The organism is Rothia sp. 27098_8_29 (genome assembly GCF_041432785.1).
Classification (GTDB): domain Bacteria; phylum Actinomycetota; class Actinomycetes; order Actinomycetales; family Micrococcaceae; genus Rothia; species Rothia mucilaginosa.
Genome location: NZ_JAPWAI010000001.1, coordinates 466,853 through 488,135 on the forward strand (window position 1 = coordinate 466,853; position 21,283 = coordinate 488,135).

At 59.6% G+C, this 21,283-nt stretch carries 19 protein-coding genes; 10 read left to right on the top strand and 9 right to left on the bottom strand.

The genetic code is table 11. The features are described 5' to 3' along the window. Positions 1-166 precede the first annotated feature (166 nt). From O3649_RS01910 to O3649_RS01920, 3 genes are all read left to right on the top strand, one after another. Entirely contained in the window at positions 167-529 is a 363-nt protein-coding gene (locus tag O3649_RS01910; RefSeq protein WP_065425615.1) for a hypothetical protein, read from the top strand. A gap of 167 nt (positions 530-696) precedes the next feature. Beyond that, positions 697-1,146: an 8-oxo-dGTP diphosphatase gene (locus O3649_RS01915; RefSeq protein ID WP_049333302.1), complete on the top strand. Its 450-nt coding sequence runs from the start codon at positions 697-699 to the stop codon at positions 1,144-1,146. 1,118 nt (positions 1,147-2,264) lie between these two features. Then, positions 2,265-2,867, top strand: a complete 603-nt coding sequence (locus O3649_RS01920; protein WP_070738811.1) for a hypothetical protein — start codon at positions 2,265-2,267, stop codon at positions 2,865-2,867. Between the two features lie 107 nt (positions 2,868-2,974). Here O3649_RS01920 and O3649_RS01925 read toward each other — a convergent pair whose 3' ends face one another. The 8 genes from O3649_RS01925 to O3649_RS01960 all read right to left on the bottom strand — a co-directional run bounded on the left by O3649_RS01925 (position 2,975) and on the right by O3649_RS01960 (position 13,020). Next, positions 2,975-3,910, bottom strand: coding sequence for an inositol monophosphatase family protein (locus O3649_RS01925; protein WP_371572506.1), 936 nt, complete (start codon positions 3,908-3,910; stop codon positions 2,975-2,977). An 81-nt stretch (positions 3,911-3,991) separates the two neighbouring features. Next, positions 3,992-5,119, bottom strand: coding sequence for a ribosome small subunit-dependent GTPase A (rsgA, locus tag O3649_RS01930; RefSeq protein WP_049342178.1), 1,128 nt, complete (start codon positions 5,117-5,119; stop codon positions 3,992-3,994). After that, positions 5,120-6,631, bottom strand: a complete 1,512-nt coding sequence (aroA, locus tag O3649_RS01935) for a 3-phosphoshikimate 1-carboxyvinyltransferase (RefSeq protein WP_371572509.1) — start codon at positions 6,629-6,631, stop codon at positions 5,120-5,122. Positions 6,632-6,893: 262 nt separating this feature from the next. Beyond that, positions 6,894-7,208 carry a mycothiol system anti-sigma-R factor gene (rsrA, locus tag O3649_RS01940; RefSeq protein WP_314938000.1) on the bottom strand — a complete coding sequence of 105 codons (315 nt, stop codon included), beginning with the start codon at positions 7,206-7,208 and terminating at the stop codon, positions 6,894-6,896. A 92-nt stretch (positions 7,209-7,300) separates the two neighbouring features. Then, the gene (locus O3649_RS01945) at positions 7,301-8,050 is read right to left on the bottom strand and encodes a sigma-70 family RNA polymerase sigma factor (protein ID WP_371572511.1); all 750 of its coding nucleotides are present in this window, start codon (positions 8,048-8,050) and stop codon (positions 7,301-7,303) included. 157 nt (positions 8,051-8,207) lie between these two features. Beyond that, on the bottom strand, positions 8,208-8,282 hold the full coding sequence (locus tag O3649_RS01950) for a 50S ribosomal protein bL37 (RefSeq protein ID WP_095343185.1): 75 nt from the start codon (positions 8,280-8,282) through the stop codon (positions 8,208-8,210). Between the two features lie 240 nt (positions 8,283-8,522). Then, positions 8,523-9,122: a GDSL-type esterase/lipase family protein gene (locus tag O3649_RS01955; protein WP_005505446.1), complete on the bottom strand. Its 600-nt coding sequence runs from the start codon at positions 9,120-9,122 to the stop codon at positions 8,523-8,525. 220 nt (positions 9,123-9,342) lie between these two features. Further along, entirely contained in the window at positions 9,343-13,020 is a 3,678-nt protein-coding gene (locus O3649_RS01960; protein WP_371572513.1) for a multifunctional oxoglutarate decarboxylase/oxoglutarate dehydrogenase thiamine pyrophosphate-binding subunit/dihydrolipoyllysine-residue succinyltransferase subunit, read from the bottom strand. A 587-nt stretch (positions 13,021-13,607) separates the two neighbouring features. Here O3649_RS01960 and O3649_RS01965 point away from each other — a divergent pair. The 5 genes from O3649_RS01965 (at position 13,608) to O3649_RS01985 (ending at position 19,204) form a co-directional block, all read left to right on the top strand. Next, a complete protein-coding gene (locus O3649_RS01965; RefSeq protein ID WP_371572515.1) occupies positions 13,608-14,948 on the top strand; it encodes a hemolysin family protein in 1,341 nt (446 codons plus the stop codon). Further along, complete coding sequence (locus O3649_RS01970; protein WP_070819486.1) at positions 14,945-16,027, top strand: hemolysin family protein; 1,083 nt, start codon at positions 14,945-14,947, stop codon at positions 16,025-16,027. The genes O3649_RS01965 and O3649_RS01970 overlap by 4 nt, the downstream gene beginning before the upstream one ends. A 352-nt stretch (positions 16,028-16,379) precedes the next feature. Further along, positions 16,380-17,387 carry a metal ABC transporter solute-binding protein, Zn/Mn family gene (locus tag O3649_RS01975; protein ID WP_371572517.1) on the top strand — a complete coding sequence of 336 codons (1,008 nt, stop codon included), beginning with the start codon at positions 16,380-16,382 and terminating at the stop codon, positions 17,385-17,387. Continuing rightward, positions 17,388-18,287, top strand: a complete 900-nt coding sequence (locus O3649_RS01980; protein ID WP_298699165.1) for a metal ABC transporter ATP-binding protein — start codon at positions 17,388-17,390, stop codon at positions 18,285-18,287. Then, positions 18,284-19,204, top strand: coding sequence for a metal ABC transporter permease (locus tag O3649_RS01985; RefSeq protein WP_371572519.1), 921 nt, complete (start codon positions 18,284-18,286; stop codon positions 19,202-19,204). Before O3649_RS01980 ends, O3649_RS01985 begins: the two co-directional genes overlap by 4 nt. A 265-nt stretch (positions 19,205-19,469) precedes the next feature. On the opposite strand, the gene O3649_RS01990 is transcribed toward O3649_RS01985, so the two are convergent. Continuing rightward, a complete protein-coding gene (locus O3649_RS01990; protein WP_005505454.1) occupies positions 19,470-19,934 on the bottom strand; it encodes a Fur family transcriptional regulator in 465 nt (154 codons plus the stop codon). A gap of 157 nt (positions 19,935-20,091) precedes the next feature. On the opposite strand from O3649_RS01990, the gene O3649_RS01995 reads away from it, so the two are divergent. Both O3649_RS01995 and O3649_RS02000 read left to right on the top strand, forming a co-directional pair. Next, positions 20,092-20,769, top strand: coding sequence for an MBL fold metallo-hydrolase (locus tag O3649_RS01995; RefSeq protein ID WP_005505455.1), 678 nt, complete (start codon positions 20,092-20,094; stop codon positions 20,767-20,769). 53 nt (positions 20,770-20,822) lie between these two features. Beyond that, entirely contained in the window at positions 20,823-21,251 is a 429-nt protein-coding gene (locus O3649_RS02000) for an HIT family protein (protein WP_005505456.1), read from the top strand. Positions 21,252-21,283 lie beyond the last annotated feature (32 nt).

Here is a 21,283-nt window from a genome sequence, read left to right on the forward strand (position 1 = left end):
GCTAGAAGTATTTGATATCGATAATGTTGTCAATGATGATACACTCAGGTGGTCAGACACCGATTATGGGACAGATTCTGAGGCTTACTGAACCCAGCAGCCTACATTGTTCCTAGGGGTTCAGAATCGACCGATTTATTGTGACATGGGTAGCAAAGGAGCGGCGATGGCGGAGGACCTTACCGAAGATCAGGTGCGCGACAAGGCCAGGGGAATCCTCGACTTCGTGGACAGGCCGGGGGTCGTCTCTGGCGTCGGACAGCTCATGACGTTCAACCGGGTGGGCTTCAAGGGTGTGGCGGACAAGCCGGACGGGTGGTATCTGCCCGACAACGTGAACAACCCCGCCGTCGTGCTGGAAACCAAGGCCAGCCGCATCGTGCTCAAAAAAGACCAAGTCGATGAACTGCTCAAGAACATACGCATCCTCATAGGCTCAAGGATATGGGCTATCAGATGTTTCATACGGCGATTCATTCGGTTCTGTCGAAATCGCTTGAGAGTGCCGCAACCAAAACACGAAGATTGACATCCTGCTGGAGGAGTATTCCAACATCAAGATGAACACGACGGACAATCAGAAGGCAATCAATGATTTCATTGATTGGGTGATTGAGATTAAAGAGTTTCTCTGTGAATTGCTGGAAGCGATGTACGAAGAACTTCCTGTTCCGAAAAAGAAGAAGTGAGAATAATATGAGCAGAACGGAAAATGTTGAATTGACGGTATTGTGTCTCATCACGGATGGGGACAGAATGCTCCTTCAGAACAGAGTAAAAAATGACTGGCAGGGATATACGCTTCCAGGCGGTCATGTGGAACCGGGAGAATCTTTCGTTAATGCGGTTATCCGTGAAATGAAAGAGGAAACGGGGCTGGATATAAAGAATCCACGGCTTGTGGGTGTGAAGCAATTTCCAATCAAGGACGGACGCTATGTTGTTATTTTGTTCAGGACTAACGAATATAGCGGGACGGTCATGTCTTCTGACGAGGGTCAGATGGAATGGGTGGAAAGCAATCGCCTATCAGAGATAAACACGGTCGATGATTTTGAGGATTTGATGCGAGTAATAAACGATCCGGCTCTGACGGAATTTCAGTACCTGGTCGATGGGGATACATGGACAGTCTCTATAAAATAGTATGAGTACACGAGGTTGAAAAATGAGCAGACCTATAACAACTTTATTTATGCTTATGTCGGTAGACGGCAAAATCAGCACAGGCTCCTCGGACGAATTGGATGTAGATAAGGATTATCCTACTATAACTGGCGTGTCGGAAGGTTTGCATCAATCACTATGATTTTGCTCCTGAGAATGGGAGCCCAAGACTGAGCTGGAAACAGTAGAGTCGTAGATACCGACAAAATATCCGGCATCCTCCGTTGTCTCACAGAAAGCAATGGTGGCCTCCGTAATACCAGCCTTGGAAGAGGTCGAATGCGTGCGAAGAATATATTTACACTAGGATTTTTTCTCACTATTGTTCCGGTGTTCTGGGTGATTATCTCATTTGCCAGAGACTGGGAGTTCTTCGATCCAGTATCAATTCTAAGTGCAATTTTAGGAGGTCTTTTGGTCACTTTTGCAGCCAGAAGGACGCTTGAGAGTGATTCAAAGTTCCCTAAAGGACCTAGTGTGTAAAACATCGCTTAGAAGTTTCTAAGTGGTCAACGAGATGTGGTAGCAGTTTTAAAACTGCTGCCACATCTTGCTGTATATAAAGGTAATATATGAGTCTTTTATCTTGGTTTGGTCTTAAAACACCTGCTCCATCAGCACCACAGAACACCTGGTCTTTGACGAACACCGCGTTCCCCGCATCTCCACGATCTCCCAACCGTCCGCTATCCCGTATGGGGTGCGGCGGTGATTATCGGTTCCAATCCAGAGGAAGAACCGCGGTAGGTTTCTACCACCCGGCAGGACGCCCCACGGCGTCACCTGCCGGGTATTTTTATGCCCAATTGTCGGTCTGTATTGTCGGTCTGTTCTGGGGTGTACCGGCGTGCCCGAGGGTGCTCAGGTGACCGCATTGTAATGAGAACGCCATCAGAGAAGGCGAAAACGCACCCTATGGCGTAGTATCGAAGGGTAGATATCGTTGTTCGGCGTTGATTGTTCATTCAAGCTCACCGGCAACATTCGAGAGCAACCACAGAGCCACCAAACGAGCCACAGAATAGCCGGTCATAGGGACGCCACCGCTACGACGCGGTAGCTACACAGCCGCTATGACGACCACTCAAGGACACACCATGGAAAACCAGATTCCCGCCCCCTCCTTCCCGGAGCAGAATAACGCAAACTCCCCGCAGCCGGTACCTGCAGGCGTCGCACCCGGCGCTCCCCTCGGCGCAGCACCCGCACCCGCCCTGGGCGTGGCACCCGCTAACGTGCGCGACCGCGATGACAGCTACCAGCGCATCCCGGACATCTACCGGGTACCGGCTGAGCACCGCCGCCCCTACGGCGAGACCACCGGCGACTTCCGCGGCCCCGGCTACTTCTACTCCATCGGCGCGTTCGGTGCCTCCCTGGGTGCCCTGGCGCTGACCCTCTACGCGTGGGTTCAGGTCGCGGCACTCCACGCTGAGGCAAGGACCAGGTCCGGCGATTACAGCTCCTCTGCTTATAGCTCCAGCCTGAGCCTGAGCCCCAACATCATGGTCATTGCTCTGCTGCTCGTGGGTCTGATCCCAGTGGGCGTGTCCATTTGGCTTGCCATCTACTCGGCGAAGGTGAACGCCGGTCACACCACCAAGTACACCTCGAAGATGACGACCTTCAATATTCTGGCGTACATCATCTCGGGTCTGAGCCTGCTGGGTCTGCTCGGCACCCTCACGATGCTGTCCTAAACAGGCTTATTTGCTCTCATAGCGATACATAGCGAGGCGGCGGCTTTCCACTTACCGGAAAGCCGCCGCCTCGCTATATTGTCACCGTCACCGGGGAGGGGGGCAGACTAGGATCGGGGTGCGAGCGCCTCCAGCACCTGCTGCTGGACCGCCGCCGTATTACTTGCCACCAGGGACACCGGATGCACACCGGCGGCTGAAACACCCGCGTGCTCGGGTAAATAGCCCTCAAGGGTGGAGGCGACGCCGCCAGCCTCGCGGATCAGCGGCAGTAGCGCCGCCACCTCGTAGAAAGACAGGGATGCGTCCACGACGGTGTCCACGGCACCCTCAGCGAGCATACACGCCGCCCAGAACGAACCGTACGCGCGGGAACGACCTACTGAGCACAGAAGCTGTACAAGCTCGCCAGAGCGGTCCACAGCGCTTTCAGAGGCCGCCTTCCAGGAGGAGAGGTCGGTGTACGCGGCAGACAGCTGATCCAGCTGAGTCAGCGAAGACACTTCAAGACGAGTCGCCTGCGCCAAGGACTTACCCGTGTACGCGCCCGAACCGCGAGCAGCCCACCAGCGGCGACCCAGCGCGGGTGCAGACACCACACCCACCACCGGCTCACCCTGATCCAGCAAAGCAATCAGAGTCGCCCACACCGGCACGCCGCGGCGAAAATTATCCGGCTCAGCAATCGGCGCAATCACCCACTGGCGCGGCGCCTGACCGTTATAGCCGGCATGCGCACCGGCAATACCGTCACGAGTACGCACACGCGACAGCTGCGCGCGCAGAAGCTCCTCAACCTCCTGAGCCACATCCGAGGCGTAATCGGCAGGCTCCTGCACCTGCGGCTCCGCGGGCTGCTGAGTAGCCTGCTGCCAGGGTGCCAACGGTGCCGCGGCGGGTGCCGCCTCGGCGGGCTCTATCACCTCGGATGCGGGGGAGAAGACCGGGCGGTCACGGAAACGCATGGCGCTCACACGATCGACGCTATCGGCAAGAATATGCGCAAGACGCAAATCGTCGGTGTACTGCTGGGGACGGCTCATAGTAATGCTCTTCTTCAGGAATCGGTGATGTAGTCAGCAAAAATGTGTGTGCAGTGCTGTGTGTAATGCAGGGGAGGGAACCTAGACGAGAGCGCCCAGTTCCTTCTCCGAATCGCCCTCTTCAGGAGTCAACAGCAGCAGCTTACGCAAGGACTCCAGGCGGGCGGGACCGCTCTCACCGGCACGACCGGCGGCAACGTACGCCTCCAGACCGCACTCGGGAGCCTGCGCCGCGTGCGTACACGCCTTCGGGCAATCCGCCGCACCCGGCGCCAAGTCCACGAACGCCTCCACGACGGTCTCCGGCGGCACATGCGCCAGACCGAAAGAACGAATACCCGGAGTGTCAATAATCCAGGTGCCCGGCTCCATCGGGTCGCCATTCGCATTCACCGGACGCAACGCCAACGCCGACGAGGACGTGTGGCGGCCACGGCCCGTCACGGCGTTCACATGACCGGTCGCACGCTCAGAGCCGGTCAGCGCATTCACCAGGGTCGACTTGCCCACACCCGAATGGCCCAGAAGCACCGACACCTGACCCAGGAGCTCCTGCAGAAGCTCCTGAACCGGTGCCGACTCCAAACCGGCAGCACCCTCCTGACTCGGCGCCAAACCATCCGAAGACGAAGACAGCACAATCTTCAAACCGCTCGCCGCATAGTAATCCAGCAGGTTCTGCGGGTACCGCACATCGGTCTTCGTAATGCACAGGATCGGCTCAATCCCGGCGTCAAACGCCGCCACCACGGCACGGTCAATGAAGCCGGTGCGCGGCTCCGGGTTCGCCGCAGCAACCACAATCACCAGCTGCTGAGCATTCGCCACGACCACGCGCTCCGACGGGTCGGTGTCGTCGGCGCTACGGCGCAGAATCGAGGTGCGCTCGCCCAGCCGCACAATGCGCGCCAGGGTATCCTTCGCGCCGGAGGTATCACCCACCAGATCCACAAAGTCACCGGTCACAATCGCGGTGCGGCGCAGCTCCTTAGCGCGCGCCGCAATGAGGGTACGCTCCTTCTCAGTACCCTCATCAACGACGACCGACCAGCGGCCGCGGTCCACCGTAATGACCCTGCCACGAATCGCTTCTTTGAAGGTCGGGCGGTCCTTCGTGCGGGGGCGGGAGCCCTTCTTGTTTGGGCGCACGCGCACATCCGACTCATCCCATTCGGAGAAATCGCGCACGTTCATGCGGGAAGAACCCATTTAGAAGACCTCCTGGTCGGCGGTAACGTCAGCGGTGGAAGCGCCAGCCTGCCATTGCGCCAGCATGTCCTCCCACATTGCGGTAAATTCGGGCATGGTCTTAGCCACGGTGGCTACGTTCTGCACCACCACATTGGGGCGGCGCAGACCAATAATCGCAGCGAAGGTTGCCATGCGGTGATCGTCGTAGGTGCGCGCCAGAACCTGCTCAGCGTCAGTATCAGCGGGGATGGGCGCCTCAATCACCAGCGAATCGGCGGTGTCGTGGGCGGCACCTCCCAGACGGTTAATCTCAGCGGCGAGCGCGGCGAGGCGGTCTGTCTCATGACCGCGCAGATGCGCAATGCCGGTCAGCTCAACACGGCCCTTCACGAAAGCGCAGGCAGCTGCCATGGTCGGTGCCAGCTCGCCACCGGCAGACAGGTCAAAGGAGAAATCACCCTCGGGAAGCTGCGCCGGACCGGTCACGGTCAGACGGCCCTCAGCGTAGCGAACCTGCGCACCCAGCGCGGGCAGAAGCTCACGCCACATATCGCCCACCTGGGTCGTACCTGCCGAAGAATCATCCGCGGGTGCCGGCCAGTGAGGAATAGTCACCGACTCGCCGGTCACCACGGCAGCGGCAAGGAACGGACCGGCATTCGACAGATCCGGCTCAATGGTCATCTCAAAGCCGGGGAAAGAACCGGGGTGAACCGTCCAACGGTACTCGCCGCTCTCTGCTTCGTTGCCTTGGCTCGGGTACTGCTCCTGCACCCGAATACCCATCTGGCGCAGCGCCTCCACGGTCATCTGAATGTGCGGGATGGACGGCACCGAAGAACCCTCGTGCACCAGCACCATGCCCTGCGGCAGGCGAGGCGCCATCAGCAACAGCGCCGAAACGAACTGGGACGACGTCGAAGCATCAATACGAACCACGGGCGCCTCAGAAACACCCTCTACGCTCGCCAGACCGGGGGAGCGCAGCACGAAGGGCAGAGCGTTCTCGCCCTGCTCACAATCCACCTGCACACCCAGCTGACGCAGACCCTCCAGAACCGGACCCATCGGACGCTGACGAGCATGCGGGTCACCGTCAAAAGCGAACTCACCCGGCAACAGCGCGGCCAGAGCGGGCACAAAACGCATCACGGTACCGGCAAGGCCGCACTCAATCGACACAGTGCGCGACTGAGCGGAATCGGACTGAGCCTGTGCGGAATGCGCTTCCACAAAGCTCAGGGGAGTAACCTTAACATCCGGACCGAACGGCGAATCGGTCGGAACCAGCTCAATACCCGCACCCAGCTGGCGCAACGCCTCAATCATCAGCGCCGAATCGCGCGAATGCAGCGGCGCACGCAAATACGAGGGGGAATCAGCCAGAGCAGCAAGCAACAGATAACGGTTCGTGAGCGACTTAGAACCCGGAATATGCACCAGCGCGTTCTTGCCAGCGGCTTCGCTGGAGGCGGGTGCCAGGGGAGCGGGCCAATCACCGGGGGAAAGCTGCACTGCTGCGTCGCTCATACATCCTCTTCTGGTTCAAATCATGGGGAGGGCGCAGACTCAGAGACGCTGCGCCGGTTGACGTCTACCCCTATTCTACCGGTTGAGGGTTTGCGAGCCGCTGAGGGCTCCAGCGATGAGATGGGCAGCGCGAGCCAGGCAACACGGACCAGACAGCGCGAACTAAAACAATACGCGTGAAGGCGGGGCACCGTTATTGGTGCACCGCCTTCACTCATCATCAGATGTCTATACCCCCAGCGGGGTAAGAGCCTGAGGCAGCTTAGAGGTTAGCCTCGGCGCAGAACTTCTGCACATCCTGCAGCAGACGTGCCTTTAGCTGCTTGGGCGCCTGCTGAGCGCACGAAGAACGCATCTTCTCACGAATCATCAGCTCAAAGTCCTTCACATCCGCGCACTCGGGGCAGGCATCCAGATGCGCCTGAACCGTGCGCAGCTGCTCGGGGCTCAGCTCCCTATCGAGGAATTCGTAGAGGCGCTTGAGGGTCGCCGAGCAGGGCTGTCCGCCGCAATCCTCCAGCGGCTCAGAAGCCGCGGAGGCTTCGGGGACAGAAGAATTCTTGTCTGTGGTTGACATCGGGGTTCCTTTCACACGGAAGGTATAAAGCGTTAGGGGAGTCTAGCCTCAACCGCATGGGGGGGGGCTAGCTCACGTGTAGAAGAGCGAAGCTAAGAATCCGCAGGCGCCTCGGAACGAGAGTCCGCCGGCGGGGACTTTACGCCCTTGGCCGCCTTAGTGCCCTTAGCGCCCTTGGTAGCCTTTGCCGGCTGCCCCTTAGCGCTCGCCTTCGCGGCTGCCTTCGCCTCAGCCTTCGCTTCTACCTTTGCGATGGTCGACGGGCGCAGACCGTTCTCACGCGCATAATCGAGCAGCTTCTCACGCAGAATAAGGCGGCCACGATGCAAGCGAGACATCACCGTGCCCAGAGGGATATCCAGAATCTCCGCAATGTCCTTGTACGCGAAACCCTCCACATCGGAGTAGTACACCACCATGCGGAAATCCTCAGACAGCTCGTTCAGAGCCTCACGAACCTCCGTATTCGGCAAGGCGCTCAGCGCCTCCACCTCAGCAGAACGCAGACCCACCGCATCATGCTCACCGGCCTGAGCCAGCTGCCAATCCTCCACCGTCTCACCCTGAGACTGCTGCGGCTCACGCTGACGCTTACGGTACAAATTGATGTACGTATTCGTCAGGATGCGGTACAGCCACGCCTTCAGGTTCGTACCCTCGGTGAACTGGTGGTACGAAGCAAAAGCCTTCATGTAGGTTTCCTGCACCAAGTCTTCAGCATCGGCAGAGTTGCGGCTCATCCGCAGGGCAGCAGCGTAGAGCTGATCCACATACTGCATAGCGTCCGCGGTAAAGCGTTCGCGTAGCTCGCGGGTATCCGCCGCGGTGTTGGTTTCAGCCATGTTTCTCCTCTACAGGAACGCGCCAGGCGTTCACATCCATAACGTAGAATTCTTCTCTTTATTCCGCAGAATGCGCACAAACATCTGCGGGTAAAGCAAAACCCCGGGTCCGAATAATATCCGAAACGCCGGGGTTTTAAAGTGTATGCAAGATACCTTATGCGTTGGGGCGCTTACCGTGGTTTGCGCCGCCCTTACGACGGTCCTTGCGCTTACGACCGCGCTTGCTCATCAGAGCCTCCTTATAGTGTTCATGGATGCACGCCCCACCTTCGCGGTGCGTGCCCCCTATTACCTGCCCTAGCAGAGGCGGTCACCGAAAACCGGTGCTCCACGCTATAAGGGCAACGCCGTCTATTTTTTCATAGAAACGGCATGATTGCATCTTGGAACCGGGATATGAGCTAAAAAACACGAACTTTCTTCGTGTCTCTTCGCCCTTTCGACCAGGTCCAACTAGGGGAGCGGGCTCTTAGCCGTGCTCAGGAATGTTCAGCCAGTTGTACCAGCCGCGGTGCAGAACCAGCCACGCCATCAGACCGTAACCGGACTGACCCGGACGGCCGTCATTAGCGGCAAGGTCGTTGCGCCACTGCTCGTGGTGAAGCAACGGGTTGAACGTATCCACGTACACGTGGTTACGGCGGGTCACCACATCCGCGTATGCCGCCGACAGGTCAGCGATACGGCGGTTACGCTCAGCGTCCAGGGTCGGCGGCGGACCAACAACCAGAACCTTAATGTTGTTCTGCGACGCCATGTCCACAATGTTCGCCAGGTTCAAACGCGAACGAGCGCTGGTCAGACCCAAATCAATGTCAAAGGTCGACGGAGCAATAATGAGGCGGTTATCAGCACCGGGAACGAAGCGGCGGCGCGCCTCCTCGAACCAGCGTGCATTCAGCTGCTCGCTACCTTCATTGGGGGCGGCAAGGTTATATGCCGCAATGGATGCGGTGGTCTGCGGGGTGCGCGCCATAACACGGCCAAACCAGCCGAGGGTACGGGGATCGCCAACACCGGCGAGCAGGTCATCGCCGACTGCCACAATTCGAATATTGCGTTGCTCCACGGAATTCTTTCTTCTGCAGTATGCGCCCGCCGTGAGAGGCGGCAAGGCACGTGAGTAATAGTCTTTATATCTAGGATAAGCGCTTACCGGCCTCTTTTCGAACTTAATACCCTATCCGGTAAGCATCCGAGACTAAAAAACCCGTCTGCCCGCCAGAAACATCTGACGGGAAGACGGGTTTTGAAGAGCTAAATCATGAGCCGATCAGCTGTAGAAGACCTTAGCCTTCGAAGACCTGCTTGAGCAGAGCCTCAGCCTCAGCTGCGTGCAGCTTACCGGTACCGGCAGCCGGGGAAGCAGCTGCGGAGCGGGAAGCCAGGCGCATACGGCGGTCAATCAGCGGCTGCAGGTTGAGAGCCATGAACGGCCACTGACCCTGGTTAGCCGGCTCGTCCTGAGCCCACACAATGTCGGTAGCGTTCGAGTACAGAGCCAGCTGCTCCTTGATCTCCTGCTCGGGCAGCGGGTACAGCTGCTCCACCGAGACAATAGCGGTCTTGGTGTCGCCGCGGCGCTCGCGCTCAGCTTCCAGATCGTAGTAGAGACGACCGGATACGAAGACCACACGCTCAACCTGAGCCGGGTTAATACCCGAACGGTCACCAATCACCGGCTGGAACGAACCCTCGGTGAAGTCCTCAATGGAGGACGCAGCAGCCTTCAGACGCAGCAGCTGCTTGGGGCTGATCACCACGAGCGGCTTGTACGGACGGTGCTGAGAGTGGCGACGCAGCAGGTGGAAGTGCGAAGCCGGAGTCGAGGGGCAGGCAACAGTCATGTTGTTCTCAGCGCACAGCTGCAGGTAACGCTCAACACGAGCCGAGGAGTGGTCAGGACCCTGACCCTCGTAGCCGTGAGGAAGCAGCATAACCAGCGAGGAACGCTGGCCCCACTTCTGCTCGGAGGAAGACACGAACTCATCAATGATGGTCTGAGCGCCGTTTGCGAAGTCACCGAACTGAGCCTCCCACACCACGAGCGAGTCGGGGCGCTCCACCGAGTAGCCGTACTCGAAGCCGAGAACGCCGTACTCAGAGAGGAAGGAGTTGTAGATACGGAACTTGCCCTGGTCCTCAGAGAGGTGCTCCAGCGGCGACCACTCTTCATCAGTGATGTGGTCGTGCAGAACAGCGTGACGCTGAACGAAGGTACCGCGCTGAACATCCTGACCGCTCATACGAACGTCGGTGCCCTCCATCAGCAGCGAACCGAAGGCGAGCAGTTCACCCATACCCCAGTTCACGTTGCCGGTGCGGCCCATCTCAACGCGCTGCTCCATGAGCTTCTTCAGCTTCTTGTGGACGGTGAAGCCCTCGGGCTCCTTACCGAACGCGTCAGCGATGTGCTGCAGAGTCTCACGGGAAATTGCAGTCTTACCGCCGTGAACGACCTCGGTGTTCTGCTGGGATGCGGGCAGTTCCAGACCGGAAACGTGCGCGCCAGCAGGAGCCGGTGCCGAAGACTGAGTCTCAACGAAGATAGCGTCCAGCTTCGAGTGGTAGGAGTCCAGAACTTCGTCTGCCTCTTCCTGAGAGACATCGCCGCGACCGACCAGGTCCTGTGCGTACAGGGTGCGGGTCGAGGGCAGGACGTCAATATCCTGGTACATCTTCGGCTGGGTCATCGACGGATCGTCAGCCTCGTTGTGACCGCGGCGGCGGTAGCAAATCAGGTCAATGACAACGTCGCGACCGAAGCGCTCACGGTACTCGAATGCCAGGCGTGCGGCGCGAACCACTGCGTCCGGGTCATCAGCGTTGACGTGGAAGACCGGAGCCTTAGTCATGCGCGCAATGTCGGTAGCGTGGGTTGCGGTGCGGCCGTCGTTCGGCAGGGTGGTGAAGCCAATCTGGTTGTTCACCACAACGTGCACGGTGCCGCCGGTGGTGTACGCCTTCAGGTCAGCCATCTGCAGGGTCTCCATGACGATACCCTGGCCAGCGAACGCTGCGTCACCGTGAATCAGGATCGGCAGGACCGGGTGACCCTCAACGCCCTGCTCGTTGTAGACGTCCTGCTTAGCGCGGACGATACCCTCGAGCACGGTGTTTGCAGCCTCAAGGTGCGAGGGGTTAGCTGCCACGTAAACCTGGGTCTGCTTACCGGAATCGGAGGTGAAGACACCCTCGGTACCGAGGTGGTACTTCACGTCACCGGAGCCACCCTCGTAAGGTGCTGCGGTGCCGGAGAACTCACGGAAAATCTGAGCGTAGGACTTACCAGCAATGTTGGTCAGCACGTTCAGACGACCGCGGTGTGCCATACCAATGGCAACGCCCTTCAGGTCGTTGTTAGCGGCCTTGTCCAGCACAGCGTCCAGCAGCGGAATCAGGGACTCGCCGCCCTCCAGGGAGAAGCGCTTCTGACCCAGGTACTTGGTCTGCAGGAAGTTCTCGAATGCCTCAGCCTCAACCAGCTTGGAGAGAACACGCAACTGCTCCTCGCGGGTGGGCTTAGCAACGCCGCGCTCCAGACGCTCCTGGAACCATGCGCGAACCTCGGGGTCCTCAGAGTACATGTACTCAACGGACAGGGAGCCGGAGTATGCCTCGTGCAGGCGCTCCAGGATGGTGCGCAGCGGCAGACGCTCGGAACCGCCGAAGCCACCGGTCGGGTAGACGCGGTCCAGATCCCACAGGGTCAGGCCGTAGTTCTCCAGCTTCAGGTCCGGGTGCGAACGCATCTTGTAACCAACGGGGTTGGTTGCTGCGGTCAGGTGGCCGTGCACGCGGTACGCGTGAATCAGCTGCTGGATACGTGCAACCTTGGAAATTTCCTGAGCGTCATCGACGTGGTTGTCGCGTGCCCAACGAACCGGCTCGAAAGGAACCTTCAGGTCGCGGAAGATTGCGTCGTAGAAGTCGTCGCCGCCGAGCAGGTAGTGCTCAACCAGCTTCAGGAACTCACCGGAACCTGCACCCTGAATGACACGGTGGTCGTAAGTGCTGGTCAGGGTGATGATCTTGGACAGACCCTGCTGGGTGATGAGCTTCTCGGACAGGCCGCGGAACTCAGCCGGGTACTCCAGCGCGCCCACACCGATGATGGCTGCCTGGCCCTTGGAGAGGCGGGGCACCGAGTGGACGGTACCAATACCACCGGGGTTGGTCAGCGAAACAGTGGTGCCGCGGAAGTCCTCAATGGTCAGCGCGCCGTTACGGCCACGCTTAACGATGTCGTTGTACGCATCCCAGAACTCGCGGAAGCTCAGCTTCTCAGCACCCTTGAGGTTCGGAACGACCAGGTTACGGGAACCATCGGGGCGGGGCAGGTCAATAGCCAGACCAAAGTTCACGTGTGCGTTGTGGATCGCAACGGGCTTGCCCTTCTCGTCCACACCGTAGGTCACGTTCATCGAAGGCATCGCTGCCACTGCGCGAATTACTGCGTAACCAATCAGGTGGGTGAAGGAGACCTTGCCGCCGCGGGTGCTTGCCAGGTACTTGTTGATGGCAGCACGGTTCTCAATGAGCAACTTTGCGGGGACCGCACGAACGGTGGTCGCGGTGGGGACAGTCAGCGACTCTTCCATGGTCGTGACGACTGCCTTAGCAGGGCCGCGGAGGGGGACAATCTTGTCTTCAGCAGGTTCCACAGGTTCAGCCTTCTTGGTAGCAGCGGGAGGGGTGGGGTTAGCAGGCGTAGCCGCAGGCTTCGGTGCCGCGGGGGCGGGAGTTGCTACAGGTGCGGCAGGTGCAGTCGGTGCGGCGGGTGCCGCAGCAGGAGCTGCACTAGCGGTACCGGCGCCTCCCAGCGCCTTGTCGATGGTCTCAAAAATGGGCCACCATGAAGGGTCCACGAGGTTCTTGTCCTTCTGGTAACGCTCGTACTGTTCTTCAACGAACCATTCGTTACCGGCAAATTCCTCAGGCACCAGATGTTCTGGCAGATTTGGCACGTTAAACGCCTCTTCCAATTAGTGTGAATTTATCCGTCGCGTCCGGGACTCTCCCCGGCATAGACGACCCGCGTCTTCGAGGGGCGAATCATCACGCTGAGCATGTGCGCATCGCCTAAGATGGTGGCCGTATGTGCGGGGTGTGCACCGTACAAACCTGCCTAGCGTGCCGTGAACGTCGGGGTTCATCCGCTTGCATGGCGGCACACTCATGCTCCTATGTATAAGTGTAAAGAGAAGCACGGTGAACTTTCCAGCTCATCGCGCTATATCCGCAATGCAATTTTTCACTCTTACGGATTAGCAATGAGCCGCGTGCGCAACAAGTACTGTCTTGCACGTGTGAGCAGGCACTCTACAGCACCGGGAAGAGACGAAACCTTCGCTAAAATATGGGGTATGGATGACCCTTTGAGTAAGACTCTGACTACTAGCCAGCGCAGAATACTGCCCGCATACTCTGCGCAACACGGCACTGTAACACCCAAAAACACCACCTCCGATGCTCAGCATCTGGACAGCCTGACTGCGGGGCTACCCCGCCAGGCCCAAGGCACCGTGCACCAGTTGATGGAGGCGGTGACCGCGTGGATCTGATTCTCCTACTCATCGGCCTGCTCCTCATCCTGGGAACGGGCTTCTTCGTTGCCGTAGAGTTCTCCCTCGTAGCACTCGAAACCGCCACCGTGCAGCAGGCAAAGGACTCCGGCGATAAAGCAGCCGACGCCGTCCTGCGCTGCCTCAAGACGCTCTCTACTCAGCTCTCCAGCTGCCAGATTGGCATCACCATCACCACGCTGCTGACCGGTTACACCCTCGACGCTGCCATCAAGGCGCTCACCACCGGCGCCATCAGCAGCCTGGGTCTGCCCACCAGCGTGACCGACGTACTCACCCTGGTGCTGGCGATGCTCATCGCAACCTTGCTCTCCATGGTCGTCGGCGAACTGCTGCCCAAGGGCCTCGCTATCGCCGAACCCTACGATGTGGCGCGTCGAGTCGCCCCCGCGCAGCTGGCATTCACCCGCGTCATGTCCCCGCTCGTGCGCATCATGAACGGATCCGCCAACTGGATTCTCGGACGCTTCGGCATGGAAGCCAAAGAAGAACTCTCCGCCGCCCGCACCCCCGAAGAGCTCTCCTCCATGGTGCGCCGCTCCGCAGAAGAAGGCACCCTCGACTCCGACGCGGCACGCTTCGTGGACCGCACCCTGCGCTTCTCCGAGCTGACCGCCTCCGAAGTAATGACCCCGCGCGGCCAGGTCGCCATGCTCGAAGACACCGCCCCCGTTGCCGAAGTCATCAAGCTGGCACGCTCCACCGGCCACTCCCGATTCCCCCTCTACAAGGGCGACCACGACAACATCGTGGGCGTCGTACATGTGAAGAAGGCGGTCGGCGTGCCCCCGGAGGTTCGCGAAACCCTCGAAGCCGGCGCCCTCGCAGAAGACGTGCTGCAGGTCCCCGAAACCCTGCACCTGGATGCGCTGCTCACCCAGCTACGCCAGGGCGCCCTGCAGCTTGCCGTGGTCCTGGACGAATACGGCGGAACCGCGGGCATCGCAACCCTCGAAGACCTCGTAGAAGAAATCGTCGGCGAAGTCTCCGACGAACACGACCGCGGCCGCACCGAACGCCCCCTGCGCTACGGCAACGGCGACTGGGTGTTCTCCGGCCTGCGCCGCCCCGACGAAATCAACACCCTCATCCCCGGGCTCGAGGTTGAGGAAAGCCCCGAATACGAAACCGTCGGCGGCTTCATGATGGAACGGCTCGGACGCATCCCCGAAGTAGGCGACAGCGTCCCCGTACCCGGCGGTACCCTGCGCGTCGACACCCTCGAAGGCCGCCGCGTGGACCGCATCCGATTCACCCCCACGCCCGCCACTAGCGCACAGGAACAGACCGAGAAGGGAGGCAACGCATGAACGACTGGGTAGCCATCGCACTGCTCGTCATCCTGCTCGCCGGAAACGCCTTCTTCGTCGCCGGTGAATTCGCCATCATGTCCACCCGACGAGCACAAATCGAACCGCTCGCCGAAGAAGGCAATAAGCGAGCGCAGACCGTCATCTACGCGCTAGAGAACGTCTCGCTTATGCTCGCCACCTGCCAGCTGGGCATCACCATCTGCTCGCTGCTGATTCTGAACGTCTCAGAACCGGCGCTGCACCACATGCTGGAGGTGCCCCTGCACCTGGTCGGCCTGCCCCACGCGATCGTGGACGTAATCGCCTTCGGTATCACTCTGATCCTGGTCACCTACCTGCACGTGATCTTCGGCGAGATGGTTCCCAAGAACGCCGCCGTGACCCTCGCCGCCCGCGGTGTGGCTCTCTGGATTGTGCCGACCCTGGTGACCTTCTCCAAGATTTTCGCCCCCGTGGTCGCCCTGCTGAACAACCTGTCCAATAAGCTGCTGGCGCTCATGAAGGTCGACGCAAAGGACGAAGTCGCCTCCACCTTCACCCTGGGCGAGCTGCAGACCATCGTGGCAACCTCAACCGCAGAAGGCACCGTGGAAGACGACGCCGGCGTGATTGAAAGCGCCCTCGAATTCACCGAGAAGGACGTCTACGAAATCATGGTGCCCGGCGATAAGCTCGTCACCCTGCCCTTCGGCAGCACCCCCGCCGAACTGGAACGCGCCGTGGCACGCAGCGGCTACTCCCGCTTCGTCATTACCGACAGCGACGGAACCTACATGGGCTACCTGCACGTGAAGGACGCCCTCGCCATCGCCCCCGAGCGGTTCGACGAGCCCTTCCCCTGGTACAAGCTACGTTCCCTGGACACGCTCACCCCGACCACCGATATTGACGATGCGCTCGCCTCCATGCAGCGCAGCCGAACCCATATCGCGCAGGTTATGGATGAGCAGGGCGTAACCCTCGGCGTGGTCTTCCTCGAAGACGTGCTGGAGGAGCTTGTCGGCGAAATCAACGACACCACCCAGGACGCGGTGCGTGAGCGTGTACGCCGACAGCAGGCGCGCGAAGCCCAGTAATAAGCCCAGTAGCCGCATCGTGAGATATCCCGAATAAAACAGGGAAATCTTGAACACACAGCCCGCCCGGTGCCCTCGTCACGGAGGGCGCGGGGCGGGCTGTTTTGCGGTTAAAAACGTCTTATGGATGCCCCCAAAGGGCAGTCTCAGACGGAGGGATGAAGCGGCAGTATAAAGTAGCGGTGGGGGAGCGCAGTAGGCTGAGCTAACTATCCCTGTTGCATAAGCTACTGACAAAGAAAAGGGTTGCCTAACAGCACCCAAATGACACCAATAAAGAGTTGTTTATACGGGTGTGCGCATGATGTAGTTAAGGAACCTACAGACTAGAACGAACCGAAAGAGAGCCCTCATGTCGCACCCGAAGATCACCCGCAAGCACTTCCTCACCGCAATGGGCTCACTCGCCGCATCCTCCCTGCTGCTGGCAGGCTGCGCAACCGAGAACAGCACCTCCTCCGGTTCGTCCTCCTCGGCTGGCTCCAACAGCGGCAAGGTGAAGGTCGTCGCCTCCACCGACGTCTACGCAGACATCGCCAAGCAGGTCGGCGGCGACTACATTGAGGTCACCGCGCTCATCGCCTCCACCAGCACCGACCCCCACTCCTACGAAGCCACCAGCGCCGACCGCCTCAAGGCAAAGGACGCATCCCTGATCGTCATCAACGGCGCAGGCTACGACCTGTTCCTCGAAGACCTCGCCGGCAAGGACAACACCTCCCAGAAGATCGTGAACGCGGTCAAGGTCAGTGGCAAGCTCACCGACGCCGAATACACCCACCTGGTCGAGGACCACCGCGGCGGCGAACACCACGAAGACGGCGGCGACCACGCCCACGCACACGAGTTCAACGAGCACCTCTGGTACGACTTCGAAACCATGAAGAAGGTCGCCCAGAAGATCGCTGAAGAGCTTGCAGGCATCGACTCCGCACACGCTGAGGCGTTCCGCACCAACGCATCCACCTTCTCCAAGGAACTGGACGCACTGGACACCACCGCCAAGGCAATCGCCGGTGAAGGCAAGAAGTACCTGTCCACCGAGCCCGTGCCGGACTACCTGATTTCCTCCACCGGCGCAGAGAACGCAACCCCCAGCGAATTCGCTGAGGCAGCCGAAGCTGGCAACGACGTCCCCGCACTCGTCCTGAAGGAAACCAAGGACATGGTCACCGAGAAGAAGGTCCAGCTGCTCGCCTACAACGAGCAGACCTCCACCTCTCAGACCAACGAGGTGCTGCAGGCAGCTAAGGACGCCTCGGTGAACTACGTATCCTTCACCGAAACCCTGCCGGAAAACACCAACTACCTGGCATGGATGAAGACCAACGTCAGCAACCTCGAAAAGGCGCTCTCCTAAGTGACTGACAACAATAACGGTGCCGCCCCCGCGATTTCCATTCGCGGGGGTAGCCTCGCTTTCGGGGCCCGCACCCTCTGGAAAAATCTAACCCTCGACATCGGCGCAGGCGAATACTTCGCCGTGCTCGGACCCAACGGCTCCGGTAAGTCCACCTTCCTCAAAGTCGTTCTCGGCCTGACCGGACTCAACGCTGGCGAAATCTCCGTGCTTGGCAAACCCGCACGCCTGGGCAACGCCGGCGTCGGCTACGTACCGCAGCAGAAGTCGATCCCCACCTCCACCCCGATGCGCGCCCGCGACCTCGTGGGACTTGGCGTGGACGGGCACCGCTGGGGCATCCGCCTGCACGGCCGCAAATACCGCGCCAAGGTTGACGAGCTCCTTGAAGCCGTCGGCGCGACCGAATACGCGAACGTGCCGGTGGGCCTGCTCTCCGGTGGTGAGCAGCAGCGCCTGCGTATCGCCCAGGCGCTCGCGAATGACCCGAAGATTCTGCTGGCTGACGAGGCGCTACTCTCCCTGGACCTCAACCACCAGTACGCGGTGGCTGAGCTGATTCACCGGTTCAACCGTGAACGCGGTGTGGCGGTGGTGTTCGTGACCCACGAAATCAACCCCATCATTGAGCATGTGGATCGTGTGCTCTACCTGGCGAATGGCCGTTTCACTGTCGGCTCGGTGGAAGAGGTCATGACCAGCGAGACTCTCACCTCCCTGTACGGAACCCCGGTGAGCGTGCTCAAGTCTAATGGCCGTTACGTGGTGGTGGGTGAGACTCACGCCAGCGACCACTGCCATATTGAGGGCACCGACCAGAACATTCACGGTTCCCACCTGAAGTCTGGTCTCTCCGAACCGCAGCGCACTCTACACATTCCGGGAGGAACCACTCGATGACCATTCTTGCTTCCCTCCCTGCTCTGGCACCGGTTGCCGCCGCGCAGAACGATTTGCTTTCTCGTATCTTCGTTTTTGACCGCTACGGCGAGCTGCTACACATGCTGCAGAACTCCATTTTTGCTGGCGCTGTTCTGGGCCTTATCGGTGGTTTCGTCGGTATTTTTGTGATGATGCGCGACCACGCCTTTGCGGTACACGGCGTCTCTGAAATGTCTTTCGCGGGTGCAGCCCTTGCCCTGTTGCTCGGCTATGACGTGGTGACCGGCTCCATGGTCGGTTCGATTGCCTCGGCTCTGCTGATTGCCTTTCTGGGCTCTAAGGCGAGCAATTCGAACTCGGTCATCGGTGCACTCATGCCGTTCGGCTTGGGCTTGGGTATTCTCTTCCTCTCCCTGTACCAGGGCCGTAGCGCGAATAAGTTCGGTCTGCTGACCGGTCAGATCGTGTCCGTGGATGCCGACCAGCTGCACACCATGATTATTGGTGCGGTGGTTATTATCTCCCTACTGGTGATGGTGTGGCGTCCGCTGAGCTTCTCCTCCCTGGACCCGGAGGTCGCTCGCGCTAAAGGTGTGCCGATGCGCTTCCTGTCCCTGGTGTTCATGGTGATTCTGGGTATTGCTGTGGCGCTGTCGGTGCAGGTGGTCGGTTCGCTGCTGGTGCTGGCGCTGTTGATTACTCCGGCGGCTGCGGCGATGCAGGTGACTGCCTCTCCGGTACGCACCCTGATCCTGTCGGTGCTGTTCGCGGAGGCGTCCATTGTGGGCGGTATTCTGCTGGCTCTTGCCGGTTCGCTGCCGATTAGCCCCTACGTGACCAGTATTTCCTTCCTGATTTATGTGGTGTGCCGTGTGATTGGTGGCGTGAAGCGTCGCCATAGCGCCTCGGGCCGCCAGCTGGCTGAGAAGGCATAAGATCTATAGAAAGAGCCCCACCTCGGGAATGAGGTGGGGCTCTTTCGTTGTCGTGCTGTGTTAGCGCTACGGGTCATGTACCCGGTGCGCAATGCGGGCTCAACCTGTGTGGCGTTGTGTTGTCCTGTCCAGATGCCCTGTGTGTCGTGCTGTAGTGGCGCCGAAGATCTTTGAAGACGCCGTATCCTTCGTTGAGAAGGTTTTCCCCGGTGGGGGAGAGCTCCTCAGATGGAGGGGCTTAGAGGTTGCGGCTTAGCCTGCAACGTTAGCGTGCAGCGCCGCCCTGCGATTCTTCCTCGCGACGTGCCAAAGTGCAGTCCGGGCAGTAACCGGTCACTTCAACCACGTGCTCCAGCTCCGAGAAGCCGTGCTGCTTACCCATGGCCAGTGCCCAGTCCTCGAGGGCGGGTGCTTCCAGCTCAATGGCGGTGCCGCATCGGCGGCAGAGCAGGTGGTGGTGGTGATCTTTCACCCGGCAGTGGCGGTACAGGGTCTCACCCTCAACGCCCTTGACCGAGTCGAGCTCACCGGCGTTAGCCAGCGACTGCAGCACGCGGTAGGTGGTTGCGAGAGAGACCTGTTCCTTGCGGTTCGCGAGGGTCAGGTGCAGATCCTGTGCTGAGATGAAATCGCCGAGCTCTTCCATGGTCGCCTTGATGATGCGACGCTGGCGGGTATTTCGGGCTTCGGCGGGCTTCGTAATTCTCCGTACGGGAATATGAGTGTCCATTGCTGAACCTTTCGGGGCGGAAATCCGTCCCATTGTGTGGTCGATCTTGTCTTACGACTTTACACTAGAGGCGTTCAAAAGGTGGTTGATTTGCGCTTTATCTCAAAAATTGAAGTCATCAACAGGCACGAATGAGGGTTAACGGTAGACTAAAACTATGAAAATGACGAAGTACACCCACTCATGTATCCGCCTTGAGAATGAGGGGCGCACCCTCGTTCTTGACCCCGGCAACTTTGCTGCAGAAGGCGAACACGCCACCGCGCTGGAAGGCGCCGATTACCTGTTCGTGACCCACGCGCATCCGGACCATTTTGACGGCCCGTCGGTGCTGCCGCTGATTGCTCAGCGTGCCGAGTCGCAGACCCCGTTGAAGATTTGGGCTCCCGAGGCTGTTGCCCAGGTCATTAAGGAGGCTGTGCCCGCTGCCGAGGTTACCGTTGTTTCCTCTGATTCTGAGTTCAGCATCCCCGGTTTTGAGGTGAAGACCTACGGCGGTCAGCACGCACTGATTCACCCGCTGATTCAGACCATCGCCAATGTCGGTTACCTGATTAACGGTGCCTTGTACCACCCGGGTGACTCGCTGGTGGTTCCTCACCGCGTGCGTGCGAATACCGTTCTGGTGCCGATTCACGCGCCCTGGTCGAAGGTTCAGGAAGTCATTGATTTTGTGATTGCGACCGGCGCTCAGCGTGTGGTTCCGATTCACAATGGCATGATTAACCAGAACGGCACCGGCATTATTGAGGGTCTGGTGACGAACTTCGGCGCGAAGTACGGCACTGAGCTGAAGCACCTGAACCCCGGTGAGAGCATTGAGGTTGAGGCGTAAGCCTGACCACTGAGCTTCAAACGTGCCGGTGACGGCGCATGAAGGAGATTATTGTGAGCACGATTTTTACCAAGATTATTGAGGGTGAGATTCCCGGCCGCTTCGTCTGGAAGGACGAGCACTGCGTCGCCTTCCTGGACATCATGCCCCTGTCGGAAGGTCACCTGCTGCTCGTTCCCCGCGCAGAGATTGACCGTTGGCCCGACCTGCCGGCTGAGCTGGCGGCGCACCTGTTCGCTGTGGCGCACAAGATTTCTGGTGCCCTGGATCAGGCGTTTGATAAGGACCGTGTGGCTCTGATGATTGCGGGCTTCGACGTTCCGCACACCCACATCCACCTGTTCCCGGCTGACGGCATGGCTGACTACGATCCCGCTAACGCGAAGAAGGATGCTACCGCCGAAGAGCTGGATGCGGCTGCTGAGAAGGTGCGTGCTGCCCTGCGCGAGCGCGGCCACGGCGAGTTCGTGCCGGAGGCATAAGCGCCCTTTACAGCGTGTATAAACACGACAGC